Annotated in this window: 19 protein-coding genes; 12 read left to right on the forward strand and 7 right to left on the reverse strand. The window is 71.0% G+C overall.

Annotation, left to right across the window (positions count from 1 at the left end):
• Positions 1-8: 8 nt before the first annotated feature.
• Positions 9-611: a dihydrofolate reductase family protein gene (locus HNR20_RS01220; RefSeq protein WP_184175611.1), complete on the reverse strand. Its 603-nt coding sequence runs from the start codon at positions 609-611 to the stop codon at positions 9-11.
• Positions 612-956: 345 nt separating this feature from the next.
• Complete coding sequence (locus tag HNR20_RS01230) at positions 957-1,577, reverse strand: dihydrofolate reductase family protein (RefSeq protein WP_184175613.1); 621 nt, start codon at positions 1,575-1,577, stop codon at positions 957-959.
• 159 nt (positions 1,578-1,736) lie between these two features.
• Between HNR20_RS01230 and HNR20_RS01235 the strand changes: the two genes are divergently transcribed.
• Positions 1,737-2,714 (forward strand): aldo/keto reductase, encoded by a 978-nt coding sequence (locus HNR20_RS01235; RefSeq protein ID WP_184175616.1) that lies wholly within the window; start codon positions 1,737-1,739, stop codon positions 2,712-2,714.
• A 40-nt stretch (positions 2,715-2,754) separates the two neighbouring features.
• On the opposite strand, the gene HNR20_RS01240 is transcribed toward HNR20_RS01235, so the two are convergent.
• Positions 2,755-3,498, reverse strand: coding sequence for a YqjF family protein (locus HNR20_RS01240; RefSeq protein WP_184175619.1), 744 nt, complete (start codon positions 3,496-3,498; stop codon positions 2,755-2,757).
• 339 nt (positions 3,499-3,837) lie between these two features.
• Here HNR20_RS01240 and HNR20_RS01245 point away from each other — a divergent pair, with 339 nt between their 5' ends.
• From HNR20_RS01245 to HNR20_RS01255, 3 genes are all read left to right on the forward strand, one after another.
• Complete coding sequence (locus tag HNR20_RS01245; protein ID WP_184175621.1) at positions 3,838-4,602, forward strand: SDR family NAD(P)-dependent oxidoreductase; 765 nt, start codon at positions 3,838-3,840, stop codon at positions 4,600-4,602.
• A gap of 36 nt (positions 4,603-4,638) precedes the next feature.
• A complete protein-coding gene (locus tag HNR20_RS01250; protein WP_184175624.1) occupies positions 4,639-6,132 on the forward strand; it encodes a DHA2 family efflux MFS transporter permease subunit in 1,494 nt (497 codons plus the stop codon).
• A gap of 155 nt (positions 6,133-6,287) precedes the next feature.
• Entirely contained in the window at positions 6,288-6,914 is a 627-nt protein-coding gene (locus tag HNR20_RS01255; protein WP_184175627.1) for a TetR/AcrR family transcriptional regulator, read from the forward strand.
• Positions 6,915-6,946: 32 nt separating this feature from the next.
• Here the strand turns inward: HNR20_RS01255 and HNR20_RS01260 are convergent, their stop codons facing one another.
• A complete protein-coding gene (locus tag HNR20_RS01260; protein WP_184175630.1) occupies positions 6,947-8,107 on the reverse strand; it encodes a winged helix DNA-binding domain-containing protein in 1,161 nt (386 codons plus the stop codon).
• A 257-nt stretch (positions 8,108-8,364) separates the two neighbouring features.
• Here HNR20_RS01260 and HNR20_RS01265 point away from each other — a divergent pair, with 257 nt between their 5' ends.
• From HNR20_RS01265 to HNR20_RS01275, 3 genes are all read left to right on the forward strand, one after another.
• Positions 8,365-9,309, forward strand: coding sequence for an RNA polymerase sigma factor (locus tag HNR20_RS01265; protein ID WP_184175632.1), 945 nt, complete (start codon positions 8,365-8,367; stop codon positions 9,307-9,309).
• Positions 9,310-9,423: 114 nt separating this feature from the next.
• On the forward strand, positions 9,424-10,308 hold the full coding sequence (locus HNR20_RS01270; protein WP_184175635.1) for an alpha/beta fold hydrolase: 885 nt from the start codon (positions 9,424-9,426) through the stop codon (positions 10,306-10,308).
• A 121-nt stretch (positions 10,309-10,429) separates the two neighbouring features.
• Entirely contained in the window at positions 10,430-10,891 is a 462-nt protein-coding gene (locus HNR20_RS01275; RefSeq protein WP_184175638.1) for a DUF5709 domain-containing protein, read from the forward strand.
• A gap of 62 nt (positions 10,892-10,953) precedes the next feature.
• Here HNR20_RS01275 and HNR20_RS01280 read toward each other — a convergent pair whose 3' ends face one another.
• The 3 genes from HNR20_RS01280 to HNR20_RS01290 all read right to left on the reverse strand — a co-directional run bounded on the left by HNR20_RS01280 (position 10,954) and on the right by HNR20_RS01290 (position 15,076).
• Positions 10,954-12,534, reverse strand: coding sequence for a DHA2 family efflux MFS transporter permease subunit (locus tag HNR20_RS01280; RefSeq protein WP_184175640.1), 1,581 nt, complete (start codon positions 12,532-12,534; stop codon positions 10,954-10,956).
• Positions 12,535-12,832: 298 nt separating this feature from the next.
• Positions 12,833-13,636: an IclR family transcriptional regulator domain-containing protein gene (locus HNR20_RS01285; RefSeq protein ID WP_184175643.1), complete on the reverse strand. Its 804-nt coding sequence runs from the start codon at positions 13,634-13,636 to the stop codon at positions 12,833-12,835.
• A gap of 3 nt (positions 13,637-13,639) precedes the next feature.
• Positions 13,640-15,076: an amidohydrolase family protein gene (locus HNR20_RS01290; RefSeq protein WP_184175646.1), complete on the reverse strand. Its 1,437-nt coding sequence runs from the start codon at positions 15,074-15,076 to the stop codon at positions 13,640-13,642.
• 198 nt (positions 15,077-15,274) lie between these two features.
• Here HNR20_RS01290 and HNR20_RS01295 point away from each other — a divergent pair, with 198 nt between their 5' ends.
• The 5 genes from HNR20_RS01295 to HNR20_RS01315 are packed head-to-tail and all read left to right on the forward strand — an operon-like array spanning position 15,275 to position 19,384.
• Positions 15,275-16,411 carry a CaiB/BaiF CoA transferase family protein gene (locus HNR20_RS01295; RefSeq protein ID WP_184175649.1) on the forward strand — a complete coding sequence of 379 codons (1,137 nt, stop codon included), beginning with the start codon at positions 15,275-15,277 and terminating at the stop codon, positions 16,409-16,411.
• Positions 16,396-17,166 (forward strand): citryl-CoA lyase, encoded by a 771-nt coding sequence (locus HNR20_RS01300; RefSeq protein ID WP_184175651.1) that lies wholly within the window; start codon positions 16,396-16,398, stop codon positions 17,164-17,166. The genes HNR20_RS01295 and HNR20_RS01300 overlap by 16 nt, the downstream gene beginning before the upstream one ends.
• A 30-nt stretch (positions 17,167-17,196) precedes the next feature.
• On the forward strand, positions 17,197-18,063 hold the full coding sequence (locus HNR20_RS01305; protein WP_184175654.1) for a DODA-type extradiol aromatic ring-opening family dioxygenase: 867 nt from the start codon (positions 17,197-17,199) through the stop codon (positions 18,061-18,063).
• Positions 18,060-18,422 (forward strand): hypothetical protein, encoded by a 363-nt coding sequence (locus HNR20_RS01310; RefSeq protein WP_184175656.1) that lies wholly within the window; start codon positions 18,060-18,062, stop codon positions 18,420-18,422. Before HNR20_RS01305 ends, HNR20_RS01310 begins: the two co-directional genes overlap by 4 nt.
• Positions 18,419-19,384, forward strand: coding sequence for a quinone oxidoreductase family protein (locus tag HNR20_RS01315; protein WP_184175659.1), 966 nt, complete (start codon positions 18,419-18,421; stop codon positions 19,382-19,384). The genes HNR20_RS01310 and HNR20_RS01315 overlap by 4 nt, the downstream gene beginning before the upstream one ends.
• The last annotated feature ends 77 nt before the right edge of the window (positions 19,385-19,461 follow it).

Raw genomic sequence — 19,461 nt, forward strand, 5'->3', positions numbered from 1 at the left:
CGGACGGGTCAGGCCGCCGGACGTACCCGGTAGGCCAGATGGGTGACGCCGGTGCCCTCGACGACGTTGATCGGCCCTTCCAGTTGCAGCGGCGCGATCTTCAGATCCGCGAAGAGCGGGATGCCGGCGCCGAGCACAACGGGGACGAGGTCGACGTGCACCTCGTCGAGCAGGCCGGCCTCGATGACCTGGGCCGCGACGGTGCCGCCGTTGACACCGACCTCCTTGTCACCGGCGAGCGCCTTCGCCCGGTCGATGGCGCTCTCGATGCCGTCGGTGACGAAGACGAAGGAGTCGCTCTCCGGCTCCCAGCCCTCCGGCACGCTGTGCGTGACGACCACGACGGGCAGGTCCATCGGATGGCGGCCGCCCCACCCGCGGGTCATGTCGAAGAGCCGCCGGCCGACGACCAGCGCCCCGGTCCGCGCGTTGAGATCGCGCAGGTGCCGGGCGCTCGCGGCGGACGTCCGGAACGTCATCTCCGGGTTGGCGGTCGGGGTCTCGACGTCGCCGTTGGCGTACCACTGGAAGAGGTATTCGAAGCCGCCGTGGGACGCGTCCGCGATGTAGCCGTCCAACGACATCGTCGCCCCGGTCGTCACCTTCGTCATCGGTCCACTCCTTGGTTCGTGCTGTGTCAGCCTGTCGGTGGGACCGGGTGTGCCCGGCCCTCACCCCGTGGTCGAAGCCAGAACCACCGCCCTCGACACGTCCGCCGAACTTTTTCTTGCTCAACGGTCGCTGAGCAGTTCCGGATAAGCGGGTCGCGGAACCCGGCAATAACGTGAAATGGGCGGTTCGCTCATCTTCACCACCGACCGTCCCTACGGGATCGACTGCGGCCTGCGCGACCCCTTCGGCAACAGCATCCGCTTCACCCAGTTGACGTCCTGAGGGTCGACGTCGAGGCGGTCGGTCCGACCGCCCCGACACCCCATCCGCTCGGGGTGCGTGACTCAGGACGCCTCTTGCATGATGGTGCCGTACGACGGCGGGCCCGCCACCTCGTAGGCGGCGTAGACGACACCGGCCTTGGTGGTGCGCGACCCGGTCAATCGCAGCCCCGCCGCGGCGGTCCCCTCCGCGAAGAGCCGCTTCCCCTGGCCGAGGACGACCGGAAAGATCAGCAACTGGTACTCGTCGACCAGCCCGGCCGTCTGCAGCGTACGCAGCAGGTCGCTGCTGCCCTGCACGAGCAGCTCACCGTCGGTGCGCTGCTTGAGCGCGGCGACCGTCTCGGCGGCGTCGCCCACCAGGACCTCGGTGTTGCGCCAGTCGGCGGTCATCGGGGTACGCGTGGCCACGTACTTCGGCATGTTGTTGATCTTCGCCCCGCCGTCCTCGTCGGAGACGTTGGGCCAGTGCGAGGAGAGGATGTCGTAGGACCTGCGGCCCAGCAGCATTCCGTCCGCCCGCTCGAACACGCCACCCATGATCTCGCCGAACCCCTCGTCCAGGTGCGGCGGCAGCCACCCGCCGTGCGGGAAGTCGCTCGAGTCGTCCTCGCCGGGACCCGCGGGGCCCTGCATCACACCGTCCAGGGACAGGAACGTGCCCACCACCAGTTTGCTCGTCATGTCGCGACTCCCTAGCAAGCGCAGACAGAGACAGTAGTCAACATCACCGACCCTAAGGGGTGGTGACGTTGCGTGCATGAGGCCGCTCCGGCCGCGAGGCCCGGCAGCAACGCACCACCCGCTGGGCCAATCGCCCGCGGTGGTCGTAGCGTGGGGTGCATGCGAACCACCACGCTGGGCAGCGCAGGCCCCGGGGTCGGCGTCATCGGCCTCGGCTGCATGGGCATGAGCCACGGATACGACATCACCGGTCCTCGCGACGACGACACGTCGATCTCCGTCATCCGGCAGGCACTGGACCTGGGCGCCACGCTGATCGACACGTCGGACGTGTACGGGCCGTACACCAACGAGGAACTGGTCGGTCGGGCCCTGGCCGGCGGTCACCGGGAGCGGGCCGTTCTGGCGACGAAGGCCGGCCTGGTGGCCACCTCGCCCACCGGCGGTCCCGGCAACTCACCGAAGATCGGCAACAACGGCCGCCCGGAGCACATCCGCTCGGCGATCGACGACAGCCTGCGCCGGCTCGGCACCGACCACGTCGACCTCTACCAACTGCACCGCGTCGACCCGGAGGTGCCCATCGAGGAGTCCTGGGGTGCGATGGCGGAGGTGGTGACCGCTGGTAAGGCGCGGCAGATCGGTCTGTCCGAGGTGACGGTGACGCAGATCCAGCGTGCCCAGGCGGTGCACCCGGTGGCGTCGGTCCAGTCCGAGTTGTCACTGTGGACCCGCGACCCGATGGCCGAGGTGCTGCCGTACTGCGTCGAGCAGGGCATCGCCTTCCTGCCGTTCTCCCCGCTCGGTCGCGGCTTCCTCGCCGGCCGGTTCACCTCGTTCGACGATCTGCCCGCCGACGATTTCCGGCGTGGCCTGCCGCGTTTCCAGCAGGACGCGCTGCGCGCCAACCTCGCCATCGTCGCCCGGGTCCGGGAGATCGCCGACCGGGCCGGCGTCAGCCCCGCGCAGGTCGCGCTCGCGTGGGTGGTCGCCCAGGGTGACCAGGTCATTCCGATCCCGGGCACCAAGACCCCGAAGTACCTGGTGGACAACTGCGCCGCCGGCGACGTGCGGCTCAGCGCCGAGGACCTGGCCGACCTCGACGCGCTGCCCGCGCCGGAGGGCGGCCGCTACTGACGCGGCACCGACCGGGAGCGGTCACCAGGCCCGTTCCCGGTCAATCGGGCTGACGCACCGACGCCGGTGGGCCGAACACCACCTCCACACCGGGCGAGTAGAGCACGCTGACCGGCGGCCCGACCGGCGCCGGCAGGCCGGCCGCGGCGACCAACTCGTCGTCGAGGTGCAGCAGCTCGGCCCGGTGCAGCGGCCAGCGCGGATGCCAGTTCGGCAGGTGCAGCGTGCGCCCGTACGCCCGGGTGTGCAGACCCCACCGGGCGGTGACGAAGTGTTCGAGAGGGCTCGGCTCGTCGATCCGCTCCCCCACCCGCACGGTCATCCGGCTCGTCGTGCCCGCCGGCCCGGGCCAGCGTCGACGGCACCGGTAGGTGTAGCGGTCACCGTCGTGATCCAGCCGCATCGCCGACCAGAGGTACGGCAGTCGTAGCGTCGCCCGGGCGACCAGGACCGGCACCAGGCGGGACGCGTCGAGCGACCGGAACACCACGGCTCGTCGGCCGGTGTCGTCGACGGAGTACAACCGGACGTTGGTCTCTGCGAAGGTGCCGAAATAGGGCACTCCCGGGCCCCGGCCGAAGCCCAGCCCGACCATCCGGAAGCCGATCAGGCCGACGAGGCTGACCCCGTCCATGGTGTCCGGATGGGTGCCGGCGGGCAGCAGCGGCGCGACGAGTTCGGGTGCCACGGCCCAGTGCAGGAAGGTGAGATCCTGCCAGCGCTGCCGCAGGATCGCTCGGGGAAACGTCTGCCGGGGCGCGCAGTCGACCGGCTCGATGTCCACGTCCTCATCCTGCCTCGGTGGGTGGCCTCCGAGTGTCGGCCGGGCCGACGGTTTTTCCGGGTGCGCTCCCCTCGGGCGGTGGCCGAGGGTCACTTTTGTTCCTGGTGCGGGGATGGCCAGGGTCACTCCGTCGACCGCCAGCATAAGTGGACGACGCTCGTCCCCTTCGGCTAACTTCGCTGAAGCGGACGATGGCCGTCCGGCTGCGGATGACCGGACGGCGGCCATTCGACAGCGCCACCGAGCGCTGCCTGCCGCAGAACCGTTACCGCTGATTCGCGGGCGGCTCGTGCTCACCCGCGGAACACCCCAGCCTCTACACACAGAGAAGGAACAATCATGTCCGAGCGCTTCGCAAACAAGGTCATTCTGGTCACCGGCGCCACTTCCGGGATGGGCCAGGCCCTCGTGGAACGAGTCGCCGCCGAAGGCGCGAAGGTCGTCCTGGCGGCCCGCGGCAAGGAGGCCGGCGAGGCACTCGCCGCCACCCTGCGCTCCGCCGGGCGCGACGCGATCTTCGTGCCGACGGATGTGACGGTCGGGGCCGAGATGGAGAAGCTGGTGCAGCGGGCGGTCGACCACTACGGCCGGCTCGACGGCGTCTTCAACAACGTCGGCGCGGCCACCGCCGTCGGTCCGCTCACCGAGATCGGCCAGGACGCGTGGGACGCCGAGATGGCGCTCAACCTGAGCAGCGTCTTCTTCGGGCTCAGGTACCAGATCCCCGCGCTGCAGGCGTCCGGTGGCGGCTCGATCGTCAACAACGCCTCCGTCAGCGGTGTCACCGGCTCTGCCGGCATGGCCTCCTACAGCGCGGCCAAGCACGGCGTGGTCGGGCTCACCCGCTCGGCGGCACTCGAGGTGGCCGCCACGGGCGTACGGATCAACGCGCTCGTCACCGGTGGCGTCGACACCCCTCTCCTGCGGCGCAACCTGGGCCCGAACCCGGACGAGGCCCTCCAGATGGGCAACGCCATGCACCCCGTCGGACGGATCGGGCGACCCGACGAGATCGCCGCGCTCGCGGCCTTCCTGCTGAGCGACGAAGCCCCGTTCATCACTGGCGCCGCGCTCGCGATCGATGGCGGCCTGACCGCCGCGTGACGACCCGTTGCCACCACCTCCCCTGAAGGAACAACGATGCCCACTCGTCACACCGCGCCGAGCTCTCAGCGGTGGAAAGCCCTGTTGTTCATCTCCATCGCCCAACTGATGGTCGTCCTCGACGGCGCCGTCATGAACATCGCTCTGCCCTCGGCCCAGCAGGCGCTGCACTTCACCGACGGAAGTCGTCAGTGGGTGGTCACCGCGTACGGTCTGGCCTTCGGTGGTCTCCTGCTGGTCGGGGGCCGGATCGGCGACATGGTGGGGCGCAGGCGCGTCTTCCTGATCGCCCTGGCGGGCTTCGCGATCGCCTCGGCGATCGGCGGCCTGGCGGCGAACGCGGAGATGCTGCTCATCGCTCGGGCGCTGCAGGGGGCCTTCGCGGCTCTGCTCGCGCCGGCCGCGCTCTCGCTGATCTCCCTGTTGTTCACGCAGCCGCGGGATCGGGCGAAGGCCTTCGGCGTGTTCGCCGCGGTCTCGATCGCCGGTGGCGCCGTCGGTCTGATCGCCGGCGGCCTGCTCACCCAGTACCTGAACTGGCGTTTCGCGATGTTCATTCTGGTGCCGATCGCGGTCATCGGGATCCTGGGCGCCATCGCCACCGTGCACGACGACGGTGAACGGCACCGCGCCCGGCTCGACATTCCTGGGGTGTTGCTGGCCAGCCTCGGTCTCGTCGGCCTGGTCTACGGTTTCAGCGCCGCCGAGAGCCACGGCTGGCTGGCCGGTCCGACCATCGGGTCCTTCGTCGTCGGCGTGCTGCTCCTGGCGGCCTTCATCGTGGTGCAGTCGCGGGTGAAGGCTCCGCTGCTCCCGCTGCGGGTCCTGAGCGAACGCAACCGGGCCGCCGCCTACCTGTCGGTGGGTCTCGCCATCGTCAGCATGTTCGGGATGTTCCTGCTGCTGAGCTACTACTTCCAGCAGGTCAAGGGATGGTCGCCGGTCATGGCCGGACTGGCGTTCATGCCGATGGCGGTGCTGCAGGCCCTCGGGGCCACGCAGGTCGGCGCACGGCTCGCACATCGGATCGCCCCGCGGCCGATCATGGTCGGCGGCTACCTCGTGGGCGCGGCCGGCCTCGTGCTGCTCGCCCTACTCGACGCCGACAGCGGCTTCCTGGAGATCGCGATCGCCGAGGCGGTGGTCGGCATCGGCATCGGCACCGCGTTCATGCCCGCGATGAGCATCTCCACCCACGGTGTCGAGCCCACGGACGTCGGTGTCGCCTCCGCGATGATCAGCTCGTCGCAACAGGTCGGAGGGTCGATCGGCGTCGCGCTGCTCAACACCGTCGCGACCAGCTCCGCCGCCTCCTACCTGGTCACCCGCGGAGGTACGGCAGCGCCCGTCCACGTCCAGAACCAGGCGCTGATGCACGGCTACTCGGCCGCGTACTGGCTGGCCACCATCTTCGTCGTGGCCGCCGCCCTGGTCTCCGCGATCCTGGTGAACGCCAGCGCACCGGAGCACCTTCCGACCTCGGCGTCGGACGACGTCGCCCTGGACGCCGTCCCGCTGCCCGCCCACTGAGCGGCGGCCCGTCTGGGCGATCGCAGGGGTCATCGCCGCGTCAGCTCCCGGCTCTCGTGAGGGCCGGGAGCTGACACGCGTCCGTCGGCGCGCAGGTGGTCGGCCAGGCCGTGAAGAATCGGACGACCGACGTCCGTTTGTGCTACGCTACCCGGATGCCTGATCTGGACCCGGCGTCCGGCGTCCGCGCGGACGCGCGGCACAACCGACGCCAGCTGATCATCGCGACGAGGGAGGCGATCGCCGCCCGTGGGCTCGACGTCTCGGCCCTGGACATCGCCACCGCCGCCGGCGTGGGGGTGGGCACCTTGTACCGGCGCTTCGGCACCAAGGAAGCGCTGCTCGACAACGCCGTGCTCGGCCTCTACGACGAGCTCTGCGACACCGCGCAGGTCTGTCTGGAGCGCCCGGATCCGTGGGACGGCATGGCGGAGTTCGTGCTGGAGCTGGCCGGCGCCCACCGGGACAGCCGTGGCCTGGCCGAGGTCACCGCGGCCTGCGAGCGGCCGCCGACACCCGAACTCGCGCAGCGCACCGTCGCGCTGCAGGAGGCCGTCACCCAGCTGACCGAGCGAGCACGGGCGGCGGGCGTTCTCCGTGCGGACGTGACCTGGCAGGACGTCCTGCTCTGCTCACGTGCGGCGCTGGACACCGACCACTGCCTCGGCGTCGACGCGGGGCCCGACGGGTGGCGTCGAGTCGTCATGATCCTGCTCGACGGCATGCGAGCCCCTGGGCACACCCCTCTGCAGGGGCCGGCGCCGCAGGTCCGCCCGGCGTAAGCACTGCGCGGCCGTGTGACAGACGGGTGCCCTCAGGCGTGCGGGCCGACGGCGACCGTGCCGATCGTCAGCGACGGCTTGCCTTCCAGGATCTCCCCGACCCGCTCGACCTCCGCCTCCAACGCCCGCTGGCGACCGGTGCCGAGCGCCCGCAACGGCTCGACCGTGACCCGGATCGTGCGCCCGGAGCGGCGCTGGTGCCACACTCCGGCGACCGTCCCGTTGATCAGCAGCACCGGGTAGTTGCCGGCCTGCCCACCGGCCAGCGCACGCTCGGCGGCGGCACCGGGAAAGAGCTGCTCACGCGGGTGGCAGCCGACCGCGTACGCGTCGAAGTAGGGCAGCAACCGCACCCCGGACGGTCGGTCGTCCGGGAAGTCGGTGTCGTCGGCGACCACCCACGCCCGCGTGCCGGCCACGGTGACCTCGGCCAGATCCAACGACTTGAACACCCCGGTCGCCCACCGCTCGGTCGCCGAGAGCCACTGGGCGAACTGGGCCGGGGTGGCCGGCCCGTACGCGTACAGGTAGCGGCGGGCGAGTTCGGCCAGCGCCGCCGGGCCGGCCATCGGCGCGAACCCGGGCAACCAGCGGGCCGGGCTGGTGTAGGTGGTGGCACGTCCCCGGTTCGGGCCGTGGCACATGACCCCGCCCCGGGTGGCGGCGGCCATCGCGGCGACCCACCGGGGCCACCTGTCCTGGAACGCCTCCATGACGCGCTCGCCCGCCCAGGCGCCGGTGCGGGCGACGATCTCCTCGGTCAACTCGGCGGTCGTCAGCTCGGCCTCGGCCAGCGCGTCGGCGATGGCCGCGAGGACCTGCTCGGTCTGCTGGGGAGTCAACAGGGCCCGGCTCTGCTCCCACGGCGGGGTGGGCATCGCGGTCAGCGCGCCCGTCCACATCGGCAGGTCGGCCGCGGTGAGCAGGTGCACCGTCCCGCGCGGCCCACGGCTCTTGACCAGGGTGCGGTCACTCCACAGCGCCCGGCGGACCAGAGCACGAGTGGCACCCGGGACCCGTAGCCCGACGGACAGCTCGGCGGCGGAGGCGACCTGGGCGTGGGCTCCGCACATCGCCGACACCACGTCGGCGACACGGTCGGCGTCCGGTGCGACGTCCGACGCGGACGACACCGCTAGCCCGTGCCGCGCAAGACGCCGGGCGGCCACCTGCGCCCAGCTCACGTCGCTCATCGCGGGCTCGTGCAGCGGGCGGGGTTGCCGGTCGCGCGCGACCACAGGCCTTCGACGGCGCATGTCCTCATGTCGCCCACGCTACGACCGACGTACGTCACTTTCCGCCAGCGTCGCCGGCGCCCGGCGGCCCCCGCGGTGCTGGCCGGGACGGCGGCACACTCACCCGTCGTAGGCTGGTACGGGCGGCAGTACCGAGCAAACCGCCCAAAGTGCTACAGGTGGAACGCCTTGGGACGGGCAGGGAGGACGAACTCGTGACGCAGAGTGACGCGGAGCTGGTCGTGCTCGCGCAGGCGGGAGACGCGGCCGCGCTCGGTGCGCTGCTGGCCCGTCACGAGGCCACGATGCGGGCCGTGGCGCTGAGCGTCCTCGGTTACGGACCCGACGCCGAGGATGCGGTGCAGGACGCGATGGTGGTGGCGTTGCGCCGCATCGGCGAGGTCCGCGACCCGGCCGCCGTCGGCCCGTGGTTACGTGCCATCGTCCGCAACAACAGCCGGATGACGTTGCGCGGACCCAGAGCCGTCCCGGTCGCCGAGCCGGAGTGGTTCGCCCGCCCCGCCGACACACCGACCCCGGAGGAGGCACTGGACCGGGGCGCGATGCGCGACTGGGTGTGGCACGCGATCGGGCAACTGTCCGAACCTGACCGGCTGGTCACCCTGCTGCGGTACTTCAGCGACGCGTCCTCGTACGAGCAGATCGCGGCCGTGTGCGGCGTGCCGGTCGGCACTGTCCGCAGCCGCCTCAGCCACGCCCGCCGCGCGCTCGCCGGCGGCCTCCGGGCGGCGGCGAGCGCGGCGCACACCGATGTCACCGCGGCCAGCGACTCGCGGTGGCGCGAGGGCCGCGACATGATCGCCACGGCGATGGGCGGCGACTTCGACCGGGTGGTCCACGAGAGCTGGTGGCCGGACGCCGAGATGGTCGTGCCGGGCGGCCCGCGCGGCGGCCGTGACCTCGCCATCAAGGGCATGGACTGCGACCTGACGGCCGGCGTACGCCAGCGGCTGCGCAACGTCGTGGCCAGCGGCGACGTGCTGATCTGGGAAACCGACCTGATCAGCCCGCCCGACGACCCGGAGCACTGCCCACCGGCGGCGCTGTGGTTGCAGGTGCTGCGCGAGGGCCGGGTGCGCCAACTCACCCTCTTCCACCCCGTCGCGGCGCTGGCGACCCGCCAACCCGCCCCGGTCTGAGAAGAACTTTTCGGATCGAGCGAACTTTCTCCCCGACCCGCGCATCTGGTTCGCGTCATTCACCAGTCGCCGCGTCGGCACACGCCGCGCGGGTCTCGGATCGGGAGATAGCTCATGGGTTCCACCAGCCACGACGTCAGCGCCCTCGCACCGGGTGCTCACACGTTCATCGTCGACGGCGTTCGGCAGGTCTACCACGTCGCCGGCACCGGCCCGGTGTGCGTGGCGCACTCCGGCGGCCCCGGCATCGAGTGGGCGTATCTGCGGACGCCCAGCCTCGAAGAGCACTTCACGATGGTGTACGTCGAGCCGGTGGGCACGGGCGCCTCGGGGCAGCTCGACAACCCCGACAACTACCGTCTCGACACGTATGTCCGGTTCCTCGACGCCGTCGTCCAGCACCTCGGCGAACCCCGGGTGTACCTCCTCGGGCACTCGCACGGCGGTTTCGTCGTCCAGCGGTACGCACTCACGCACCCGGACCGGGTCGCCGGCCTCGCCCTGTACGACACGTCGCCCGTCACCGGCGCCGAGTTCTGGGCCGAGGCGATGGCCGGGCTCGCCGCGTACCCGCAGAGGCACCCGGACCGGCCGGAGGCCGCGGCGGTCCCGGCCGCCTTCGGGCAGATCGGCGCTGCCACCGACGACGAGTCGTTGGGGACCGCCCTGCGCGCCGCCCTTCCGGTCTACTTCGCGGACTTCTGGGGCCGACAGGACGAATTCGCACCGTTTCAGGCCGCTGTCCGGATCTGGTCAGCGCCAGCGGGCGCGCAGGACCCCACGCCCTTCGACGTGCGGGAGAACCTGGCCGAGATCACCGTGCCCGCAGTGGTGATCGTCGGGGCGTACGACTTCATCTGCCCGCCGCACCGCGCCGAGCAACTGCACGCGGGCCTCAAGGACTCCCGGCTGGTGCTGCTGGAGCAGAGCGGGCACTTCGGGCACATCGAGCAGCCGGCGGAGTTCACCCAGGCCGTGGTGGAGCTGTTGCGGCGCTGAAACCTCGCGCGGCGCCCTGCCCCGAGGTTCGTTCGTCACAGCGGGCAGGCCTCGGGGTGCGGCAGCGTTGGACAGCCATAGGCTTGGTCCATTGCCGCATTGTGACGAGGAGGAGACCACCGTGAGCCAGACCGAGCGGATGGATTCCGTCGACGAGTGGAACGTGGCCGAGGATGACGGAGTCCTGGACGCGTCCGACACTCTGGACGACACCCGGGTCGGTGACCCACTCGACACCGGCATCATCGCCGAGGACCACTGGACGGCGGCGAACCGGTTCGGCACCACGCCCGCCGAGGAGCGGGCGGGCGAGTCTTTGGAGCAGCACCTCGCCCAGGAGGTGCCCGATGTCGACCCGTACGCCGAGGGCGGTGACGACGAGGACGAGCTGACCCGCCGGGGGTACGAGGCCGAGGAACGCGCGGGCCGTCTCGTCGCGTACGACGAGGGCGTTCGTGAGGATGACGAGGCCGAGTCGGTGGCGTGGGACGCCGGGATCGACGCGGGTGCCGCCAGCGCCGAGGAGGCGGCGATCCACGTGGTCGAGGACCCGGACGGGTCCGGCGACGGCCCGTTGCGCTGACGTCCACCCGCAACCGCCGCGCTCGACACCTGCGGAGGTGTCGAGCGCGGCGGGCGGGTTGCTCAGTGGATGACGACGGGCGCCTTGACCTGATCCGCCTGCTGGTCGTCGAGCTGCGCCGGCTGACGTCGACGCGGCAGCAGGGCGGCCGGAATGAACGTGAGCAGGACCAGCGCGAACGCGACCCAGAACGTGTGCGAGAACGACCTGGCGGCGAAGTCGAGCCCACGCTCGATGATGGACGGGTCCACCGGCATCTGCTGGAGCAGCTCCGGCCGTTGCTGGGCGGCGATGGCCAGCCCGGCTTCGGTGACCGGCTCACCGCTCGGGTCCACCAGGCCGGGGATCGGCTTGGAGCCGTTCAGCTCGTTGGTGAGGATCACCGACATCACGGCGGCGCCAATCGAGCCGCCGATCTGCTGGAGGATGTTGACCAGCGTCGAGCCGCGGGCCACCTCCTGAGCCTGCAGTGTCCGCAACGCCGACGTCATGATCGGCATCATCGTGCCGCCCATGCCGAGGCCCATCACGAAGAGCGACCCGCCGAGCAGCCAGTACGAGGTCTGCGGGTCGACCTGGGTGAAGCTGAAGAACCCGACGACGATGAGCGCCAGCGCGAACGGGACGGTACGCCCGATCGGCACCCGGTCGGCCAGCGTGCCGGCGATCGGCATGGTGATCATCGCGCCGATGCCCTGCGGGGCCATCAACAGACCTGCGGCCAGCGTCGACTCGCCGCGTACCTGCAGGAAGTAGCTCGGGAACAGCAGGCCGGCACCCATGAACGCGATGATGAAGACGAACAGCGTCAGCGACGCGATGGTCAGGCCGCGGTTGCGGAACAGCCGCAGGTCTAGCAGTGGATGGCGGGGCTTGAACGAGTAGAGCACGAACGCCACCACCAGCGCGCCGCCGACCAGCATCGGGGCCCACACCTTGGCTTCGGCGAAGGTGCCCGCCTCCGGCAGTGACGACACGCCGTAGAGGAAGAGGGCGAGGCCCGGCGAGAGCATGAGCATGCCGATGAAGTCGAACGACTCCGACGGCTCGGGAGCGTCCTTCGGAAGCGCCATCTGCGCGTAGATCAGCGCGACGACACCGATCGGCAGGTTGATCAGGAAGATCCAGTGCCAGCTCGCGGTGTCGATCAGCCAGCCACCGAGGATCGGGCCGCCGATCGGCCCGAGCAGCATCGGAATGCCGAGGACGGCCATCAGCCGACCGATCCGGTGCGGGCCGGCCGCGCGGGTCATGATGGTCATGCCCAGCGGCATGAGCATGCCGCCGCCGAGGCCCTGAAGCACCCGGTAGCCGATCAGCTCGCCGATCGTGTCGGCCGTGGCGCAGAGCCCCGACCCGATCGTGAACAGGGCCAGCGCCACCATGTAGAGCCGCTTGGTGCCGAACCGGTCTGCCGCCCACCCGCTGAGCGGGATCACGGTGGCGAGCGCGAGGGTGTAGCCGGTCATCGTCCATGCGACGCGGGCGTAGGACGCGTCGAACTCACTCTGGAATTTGGGCAGCGCCACGCTGACCACCGTCACGTCGAGGATCGACATGATCGCGCCAAGGACGACGACACCCGCCACCTTGAGCACCGCGGCGTCGAGTTTGTCCGATGTCGCGACGGATTGCTGTGTCACAAACTCTCCTGAAGTCGATTGATCCGGCCAAGGGGGCGGTGGCGGTGAGGCCGCGCCTACCGGGCGCGGGGCGCGACGTGCCGGGGCGACGACGCGCGGGGGCAGACTAACCGCCAGTTGTGACGAACTGCTGCCAGTTTTCGTGACCGCCCGGCCGCGTATCCGAACGGCCGTCCCATTACAGCCGGTCGTCGGGGTGGCGATCAGCCAGCAGCACCAGGCCTAGAGGCGGATCGCGGTCCGGATCAGCCCGGCGAGGGCCAGGGATCGACTGTGCGGCGGCCACGCGCGGTCAGCCTCAGGCGGTGACCACCGGCACGGCGGCGGTCAGCGCCCAGTCGTGCCCGATGTCGGCCGCCGCGCGCAGCAGCCTCGGCAGGTGCTCTTCCCGCAGGGTCTCCAGCGAGGTCTCGGCCGCGTGCACGGTCACGTTGATCGCGGCGACGACCCGTCCGTCGCCGTCCCGTACGCCGGTGGCGACGGACCGGATTCCCGGGGCCAGGTCTTGGTCGGCGAGCGCCCAGCCCTTTGCCCGGACCTCGCGCAGCACGGCGTGGAGCTCGGCCGGTGCGGGCTGCCAGCGCGGCGTGATGCCGGAGCGGGTCGGCTCGGCGAGCACGGCGGCCAGGGTCTCCGGTGGCAGCGCGGCGAGCAGCACCTTCCCCATCGACGTCGCGGGAGCCGGGAAGCGGGTGCCGATGGTGACCCCGAGCGTGACGATCTTCGGCACGGCCACGCGGGCGACGTAGACGATGTCGCTGCCGTCGAGCTGGGCCATCGAGGTCGACTCGTTGGTCTGCGCGACCAGCTTCTCCATGTGCGGTCGGGCCACGTCCCACATGTTCAGCGCGTTGACGTACGCCATCCCCAGCTCCAGCACACGAGGGGTGAGGGTGTGGCCACGGCCGGCCGCGCGGACGTAGCCCAGCGACTCGAGCGTGATGAGGATGCGCCGCACGGTGGGGCGGGCGAGGCCGGTGGCGGCGGCGATCTCGCTGAGCGTCATCGACGGGCAGGCCGGACGGAAGGAGCGCAGGACGTCGAGACCACGGGCGAGAGCCTCGATGAAGTCGGGCCCGGCGCCCCTTCCGGTGTCACTCATGTCCTAATGCTTCCACTGCGCCGAGCCGGCGTCCCACTCGGTGTACTGGTACGGGTTCTCCAGGATCGCGGTCTCGGGGATGTCCGGGTTCATGCCCCGCTGCCACGCCTCCTCCCCCATCGTCTCGCGGAGGTGATCGATGGTCGCCGCCACCTTGGCCCGCGCGGCGGCGAGGTCGACGCCGACGAGCCGCCCGTCCCGCTTGACGACCCGGCCGCCCACCAGCACGGTGTGCACGTCGCCACGCTGGGCCTGGAAGACGACGTGGCCGTGCGGGTTCAGGATCGGAAACATCGCCGGCGAGGCGTCGTTCTTGATCAGGACGACGTCGGCCTGCCGGCCGGGGGTGAGGGCGCCGATCGTGGAGTCCATGCCGAGAGCGCGGGTGCCGCCTCGGGTGGCCCACTCGACGACCTGCTCGGCGCGCAGGTGGCAGTGGGTGACGGTGTCCTGCTTGGCGTGCGCCTCCAGGTGTTCCCGGGAGCGGTCGGCCCCCAGCGTGGTCCGCATCGCGGCGAAGAGGTCACCGCTCCACCACACGCTGGTGTCCATCGACAACGACACCGGGATGTCGTGGTGGCGCAACTGCCAGGTGGGCGGGTAGCCCTGGCCGGCGCTCTGCTCGCTCTCGGTCGAGACGGAGACCGAGCCGCCGGTCGCGGCGATCCGGTTGTACGAGTCGTGGGTCAGCGTCGCCGCGTGCACGTAGACGGTCGACGGGTTCATGAACCCGTTCTCGTGCATCAGCCGGATGCCGTCGTCGTTGGTGGCGCCCCACACGCCCGCGTGTGTGGTCACCGCGGCGCCCAACTCGCGGGCCACCTCGAAGGCGGCCCGCTCCGGGAAGGCCGGGTCGCCCGTGACGTCGAACGCCATCTGGAAGCCGGCCAGCTTGCCACCGTCGACGCGGCGGCGGTGGAAGTCGCGGAACTCCGGCGACGTGGCCCACTGCCACGGCCCCTGCTGGATGTTGCCGTAGGCGAGCACGAACCGTCCGTCGACCGCTTCGAGGGCGTCCACGGCGGCGTCGGCGTGCTCGGGCGTCTGCAGTCCGTGTGACCAGTCCACGGTGGTGGTGACACCCGCGTCGATCGCCTCGATCGCACCGAGCAGGTTGCCGGCGTAGACGTCCTCGGGCCGGAACAGCTTTCCGGATTCGAGGTAGTACCAGACGAAGTACTGCGTGAGGGTCCAGTCGGCGCCGTACCCGCGCATGGCGGTCTGCCACATGTGCCGGTGGGTGTCGACCATTCCCGGCATGAGGATGCCGTCGGTGGCATCGATCTCCAGGGCATCGTCGGGTGCGGTGAGGCCGACGCCGACCTCCGCGATCCGGTCGCCGATGACCAGCACGTCGGCGCCGGGCAGCACCGTGTGCGCGTCGTCCATGGTGAGAACCAGGCCGTTACGGAAGACCACCGGCCGGTCGGTTGCGCTCATCGCCACCCATTCCTTTCCGGGGTACGAGGGGGTTCCGGACCGATGTCCGCTGTGCGGCCAGCCCGAGTGGCGCAAGTGTGGTCCCGGTCACCATTCATGTCAAGAGCCTGTTTCCGGCCGGTGAAGCACCCGTTGACAGAGGCCACTCGGTGTCGCAAGCTGTCTCGGCGGACAGGTGTCCGCAGGACGGGCGGAAACATGGTGCAGCATTCGACAGGGCCACTGGCCGGCCTGCTGGTCGCGGACTTTTCCCGGATCCTCGCCGGCCCGTACGCGACGATGCTCCTGGCAGACCTGGGTGCCCAGGTGATCAAAGTGGAGAGTCCCGCGGGCGACGACACCCGCACCTGGATGCCACCCACCCGCGACGGCGTCTCGACGTACTACCTCGGCATCAACCGCAACAAGCGGTCGGTCGCCCTGGACCTCAAGAAGCCGGACGACCTGGCCGCCGCGCAGGAGCTGGCCCGCCGCGCCGACGTGCTGATCGAGAACTTCCGGCCCGGTGGTCTCGTCCGGTTCGGCCTCGACTACGACAGCGTCACCGCGAGCAACGAGAAGATCGTGTACGCGAGCATCAGCGGTTTCGGCACCGGCGCCGGCCGGGACTATCCCGGCTACGACCTGATGGTGCAGGCGATCTCGGGCCTGATGAGCCTCACCGGCGACCCGGATGGCTCGCCGTACCGGGCCGGGATCTCCGTCTTCGACGTGATGGCCGGGCTGCACGCGAGCATCGGCATCCTCGCCGCGCTGCACCACCGCGCGGAGACCGGACGAGGTCAGCACGTCGAGGTCAACCTGCTCAGCTCGGCGCTGTCCGGGCTGGTCAACCACTCCAGCGGCTACGTCGCCGGTGGCACCGTCCCGTTCCGGATGGGCAACGCGCACCCGAGCCTCTTCCCGTACGAGCCACTGCCCACCGCCGACGGCGAGCTGATCGTCATCGCCGGCAACGACGGGCAGTTCCGTAAGCTCTGCCAGGTGCTCGACCTGCCGGGCCTGCCCGACGACCCGCGCTTCGGGCGCAACCAGGACCGTACGGCCAACCGCGAGGAGCTACGGCCGCTGCTGGTCGAACGACTCGTCAAGCGGACGAAGGACGAGTGGTTCCGTGACCTGCTCGCCGCGGGCGTCCCGTGCGCCCCGATCAACACCATCGACGGCGGCGTGGCACTCGCCGAGGAGTTGGGGCTCGACCCGGTCGTCGCCGTCGGCGACGTGCCCGGCGTCCGCAACCCCATCACCTTCTCCGACACCCCGGCCCGGTACGAGCTGCCGCCGCCCGGGCTCGACGAACACGGCGAGGAGATCCGCGCGTGGCTGAAGAGCTGAGCTTTCCGACCGGGATCGGCACCTCCGACCCGACGACCATCTCCCTGCTCGGGCAGGACCTGGCCGGCGACCTGATGGGCAAGGTCGGCTTCGGCGAACTGGCGTACTGGCTGGTCGCCGGCCGCCGCCCCACCCAGGGTGAGGTGCGCGTCTTCGAGGCGGTACTGGTGGCGCTCGCCGATCACGGCTTCACCCCGACGGCGATCGCGGCCCGACTGACGTACCTGTCCGCGCCCGAGTCGCTGCAGGGCGCGCTCGCCGCCGGCCTGCTCGGCGGCGGTTCCCGCTTCCTCGGTGTCACCGAGGACTGTGGACGCTTCCTCGCCGACACCCTCGCTGAGGCCGGCGAGGTGACCGACTACGACGCGGTGGCGCTCGACGCGGTCACCCGGGCCAAGCAGGAGCGTCGCCTGGTCCCGGGGCTCGGGCACCCCGTGCACAAGGAGCAGGACCCGCGCACCCCCGTGCTGATCCGGATCGCCACCGAGGAGGGTCTGCACGGCCCCCACCTGCGGCTGTTCGAGGCGATCGGACGGGTGCACCCGCAGGTGCTCGGCCGAACCCTGCCGCTCAACGGCGCCGGCGTCTGCGGCGCGGCGCTCGCCGACCTCGGGCTCCCCGTCGAGATGCTGCGTGGTTTCGCCCTGCTGGCCCGCGCGGCCGGGCTGCTCGGGCACCTCGCCGAGGAGCGGCGCCGGCCGCTCGGCATGGACATCTACCGCAGCGTGGACCGCAACGCGGTTTACGAACCCTGAGACCCCCTCCTCTGCAGCGGAAGGAGCGGAATGGCCACCGTCGTCGCGGTCATCGCCTCCACTCACCACCCCTTCTACTACCGGGCCAGCACGGCCACCGGCGAGGATCGGCCACCGTTCGCCGACGAGTGGACCAGCAAGATCCTGGCCTTCCGTGAGACGTTGACCCGGGCCAGGCCCGACGTGCTGGTGATGGTCGGCTCCGACCACTTCCACCAGCTCTGGCTGGACAACATGCCGCAGTTCCTGGTCGGCAAGGCGCCCTTCTACGACGCCAACTGGTACAACGAGGAGCGCGAGTTCGGGCTGCCCCGGATGCTGCTCAAGGGCCAGGAGGACCTCTCGGGGCACATTCTGCGGGCCGGGCTCGACTCCGGTTTCGACCTCGCGTTCAGCAACGAGCTGCGGATCGACCACAGCATCACCTGCCCGATCATCACGTTGCGGCCCGAGGCCGACCTGCCGATCGTGCCGATCTACACGAACATCTTCGCGCCGCCGCTGCCACAGCCGAAGCGCTTCGTTCAGCTCGGTCAGGCCATCCGGGACATCGTCGAGTCGTGGCCGTCGCACCTGCGGGTGGCCGTCATCGGCACCGGCCACCTCTCGCTGGAGCTCGGCGGCCCCCGGCAGTTCGGCCCGCACGGCCCGGACCCGGAGTTCGACCAGCGGGCCGTCGAGTGGATCGCCAACGGCGACCTGGACGGGTGCCTGCGCGAGGTCACGCTGGACAGCCTGCACTCGCCGGGTAACGCCACCCACGGCTTCATGGACTTCATGCTCATGATGGGTGTGGCCGGAGCTGGCGCGAAGGCCGACTACGTCGACACCCTCGATCTGTTCCACACCATGGAGGCCTACTTCACCTGGTACCCGAACGGAGCGCCGGCGGCATGAGCAAGTACCTGCTGAACAAGTTCCTCTTCATGGTCGACCGGGACCCCGAGCTGGTCGAGCGGTACCGGAGCGAGCCGCGCGAGCTGGTCACCTGGTGGGAGGCGGAGTACGCCAACACGGTGCTGAACTGCCACACCGACGAGGCGAGCACCTGGTTGCGCTTCGACGACGTGGAACGGGAGGCGTTGGCCACCCACGACCACGTGAAGCTGTTCGAGCTGGGGGCGCACCCGTTCCTCACCCTGACCCTCTTCATCGCCGTCTTCGAGCGGGACAACACCGAGCCACTGGAGTACCAGAAGTCCTACGGCGCACGGCTGGCGCACTTCTCGATGCCCTACCCGGACATCGCGACGTGATCCGCGCGGCCCAGCTCAGCGCCTGCGGCACCGCACCGACGATCGTGGAGCGGCCGGCCCGCGTACCGGCCGACGGCCAGGTCGCGGTCACCGTCGAGGCCGTGCCGATCACCCCGCTGGACGTGCTCTGCGCCAGCGGCACCAGCTACTTCGGCACGCCGAGCATCCCCTACGTGCCGGGCGTGCAGGGCGTCGGTCGAGTCGCCGACGGCACCGCCGTCTGGTTCGGCACGTCAGCCGGGATGAAGCCTGGCGTCGACGGCAGCATGGCGACCACGGTCGCGGTGCCCGCCGTCGACGTGGTGGCGCTGCCGCCCGGCGTACCGCTGACCCTGATCGCGGCCCTGGGCCTCTCCGCGGTCGCCGCGCACGCGGCGCTGACCCACGCCGGCGGTCTGGCGGTCGGCGAGCAGGTCATCGTGCTCGGCGCCGGGGGTGTGGTGGGCCAGGCAGCCGTTCAACTGGCCCTGCTCGGCGGCGCACGCCGGGTCGTCGCCGTGGCCCGCTCGGCCGCGGCGCGGGCCCGCGCCGAGGAGCTCGGTGCCGCCGTCGCCATCCCGCTGCTGCCCGACGACGACGTCACGTCGATGGCTGACCGGCTGCGCCACGTCTGCGACGGTCCGGTCGACCTCGTCCTCGACCCGGTCTTCGGTGTCCCCGCCGCGGCGGCGCTGCGGGTGCTGCGCCCGACGGGCCGCCTGGTCAACCTGGGCAGCGCCGCGGGCGCGACCGCGCCCATCGAGTCCGCCGTGCTGCGCAGCGGCTCGCTGCGGATGATCGGCTACACCAACAACGGGTTGTCGACCGAGCAGCGGGCGGCGGCGTTGGGTGTGGTGGCCGAGCACGCGGCGGCGGGCCGGCTCACCGTCGACCACGAGATCGTGCCGTTCGACTCGGTCGCGGACGCCTGGGCCCGGCAGGACGCCGGCACCACCGCCGGACGGATCGTCCTCACGCTCTGAGCGGAAGGGGCCCCAGCCAGGGATCGCGAAGCCCTGGATAAACCGCACCTGGTTGGGGTTCCGGGCCGGTGCGACGG

This window comes from Micromonospora parathelypteridis, from assembly GCF_014201145.1.
Classification (GTDB): Bacteria; Actinomycetota; Actinomycetes; order Mycobacteriales; family Micromonosporaceae; genus Micromonospora; species Micromonospora parathelypteridis.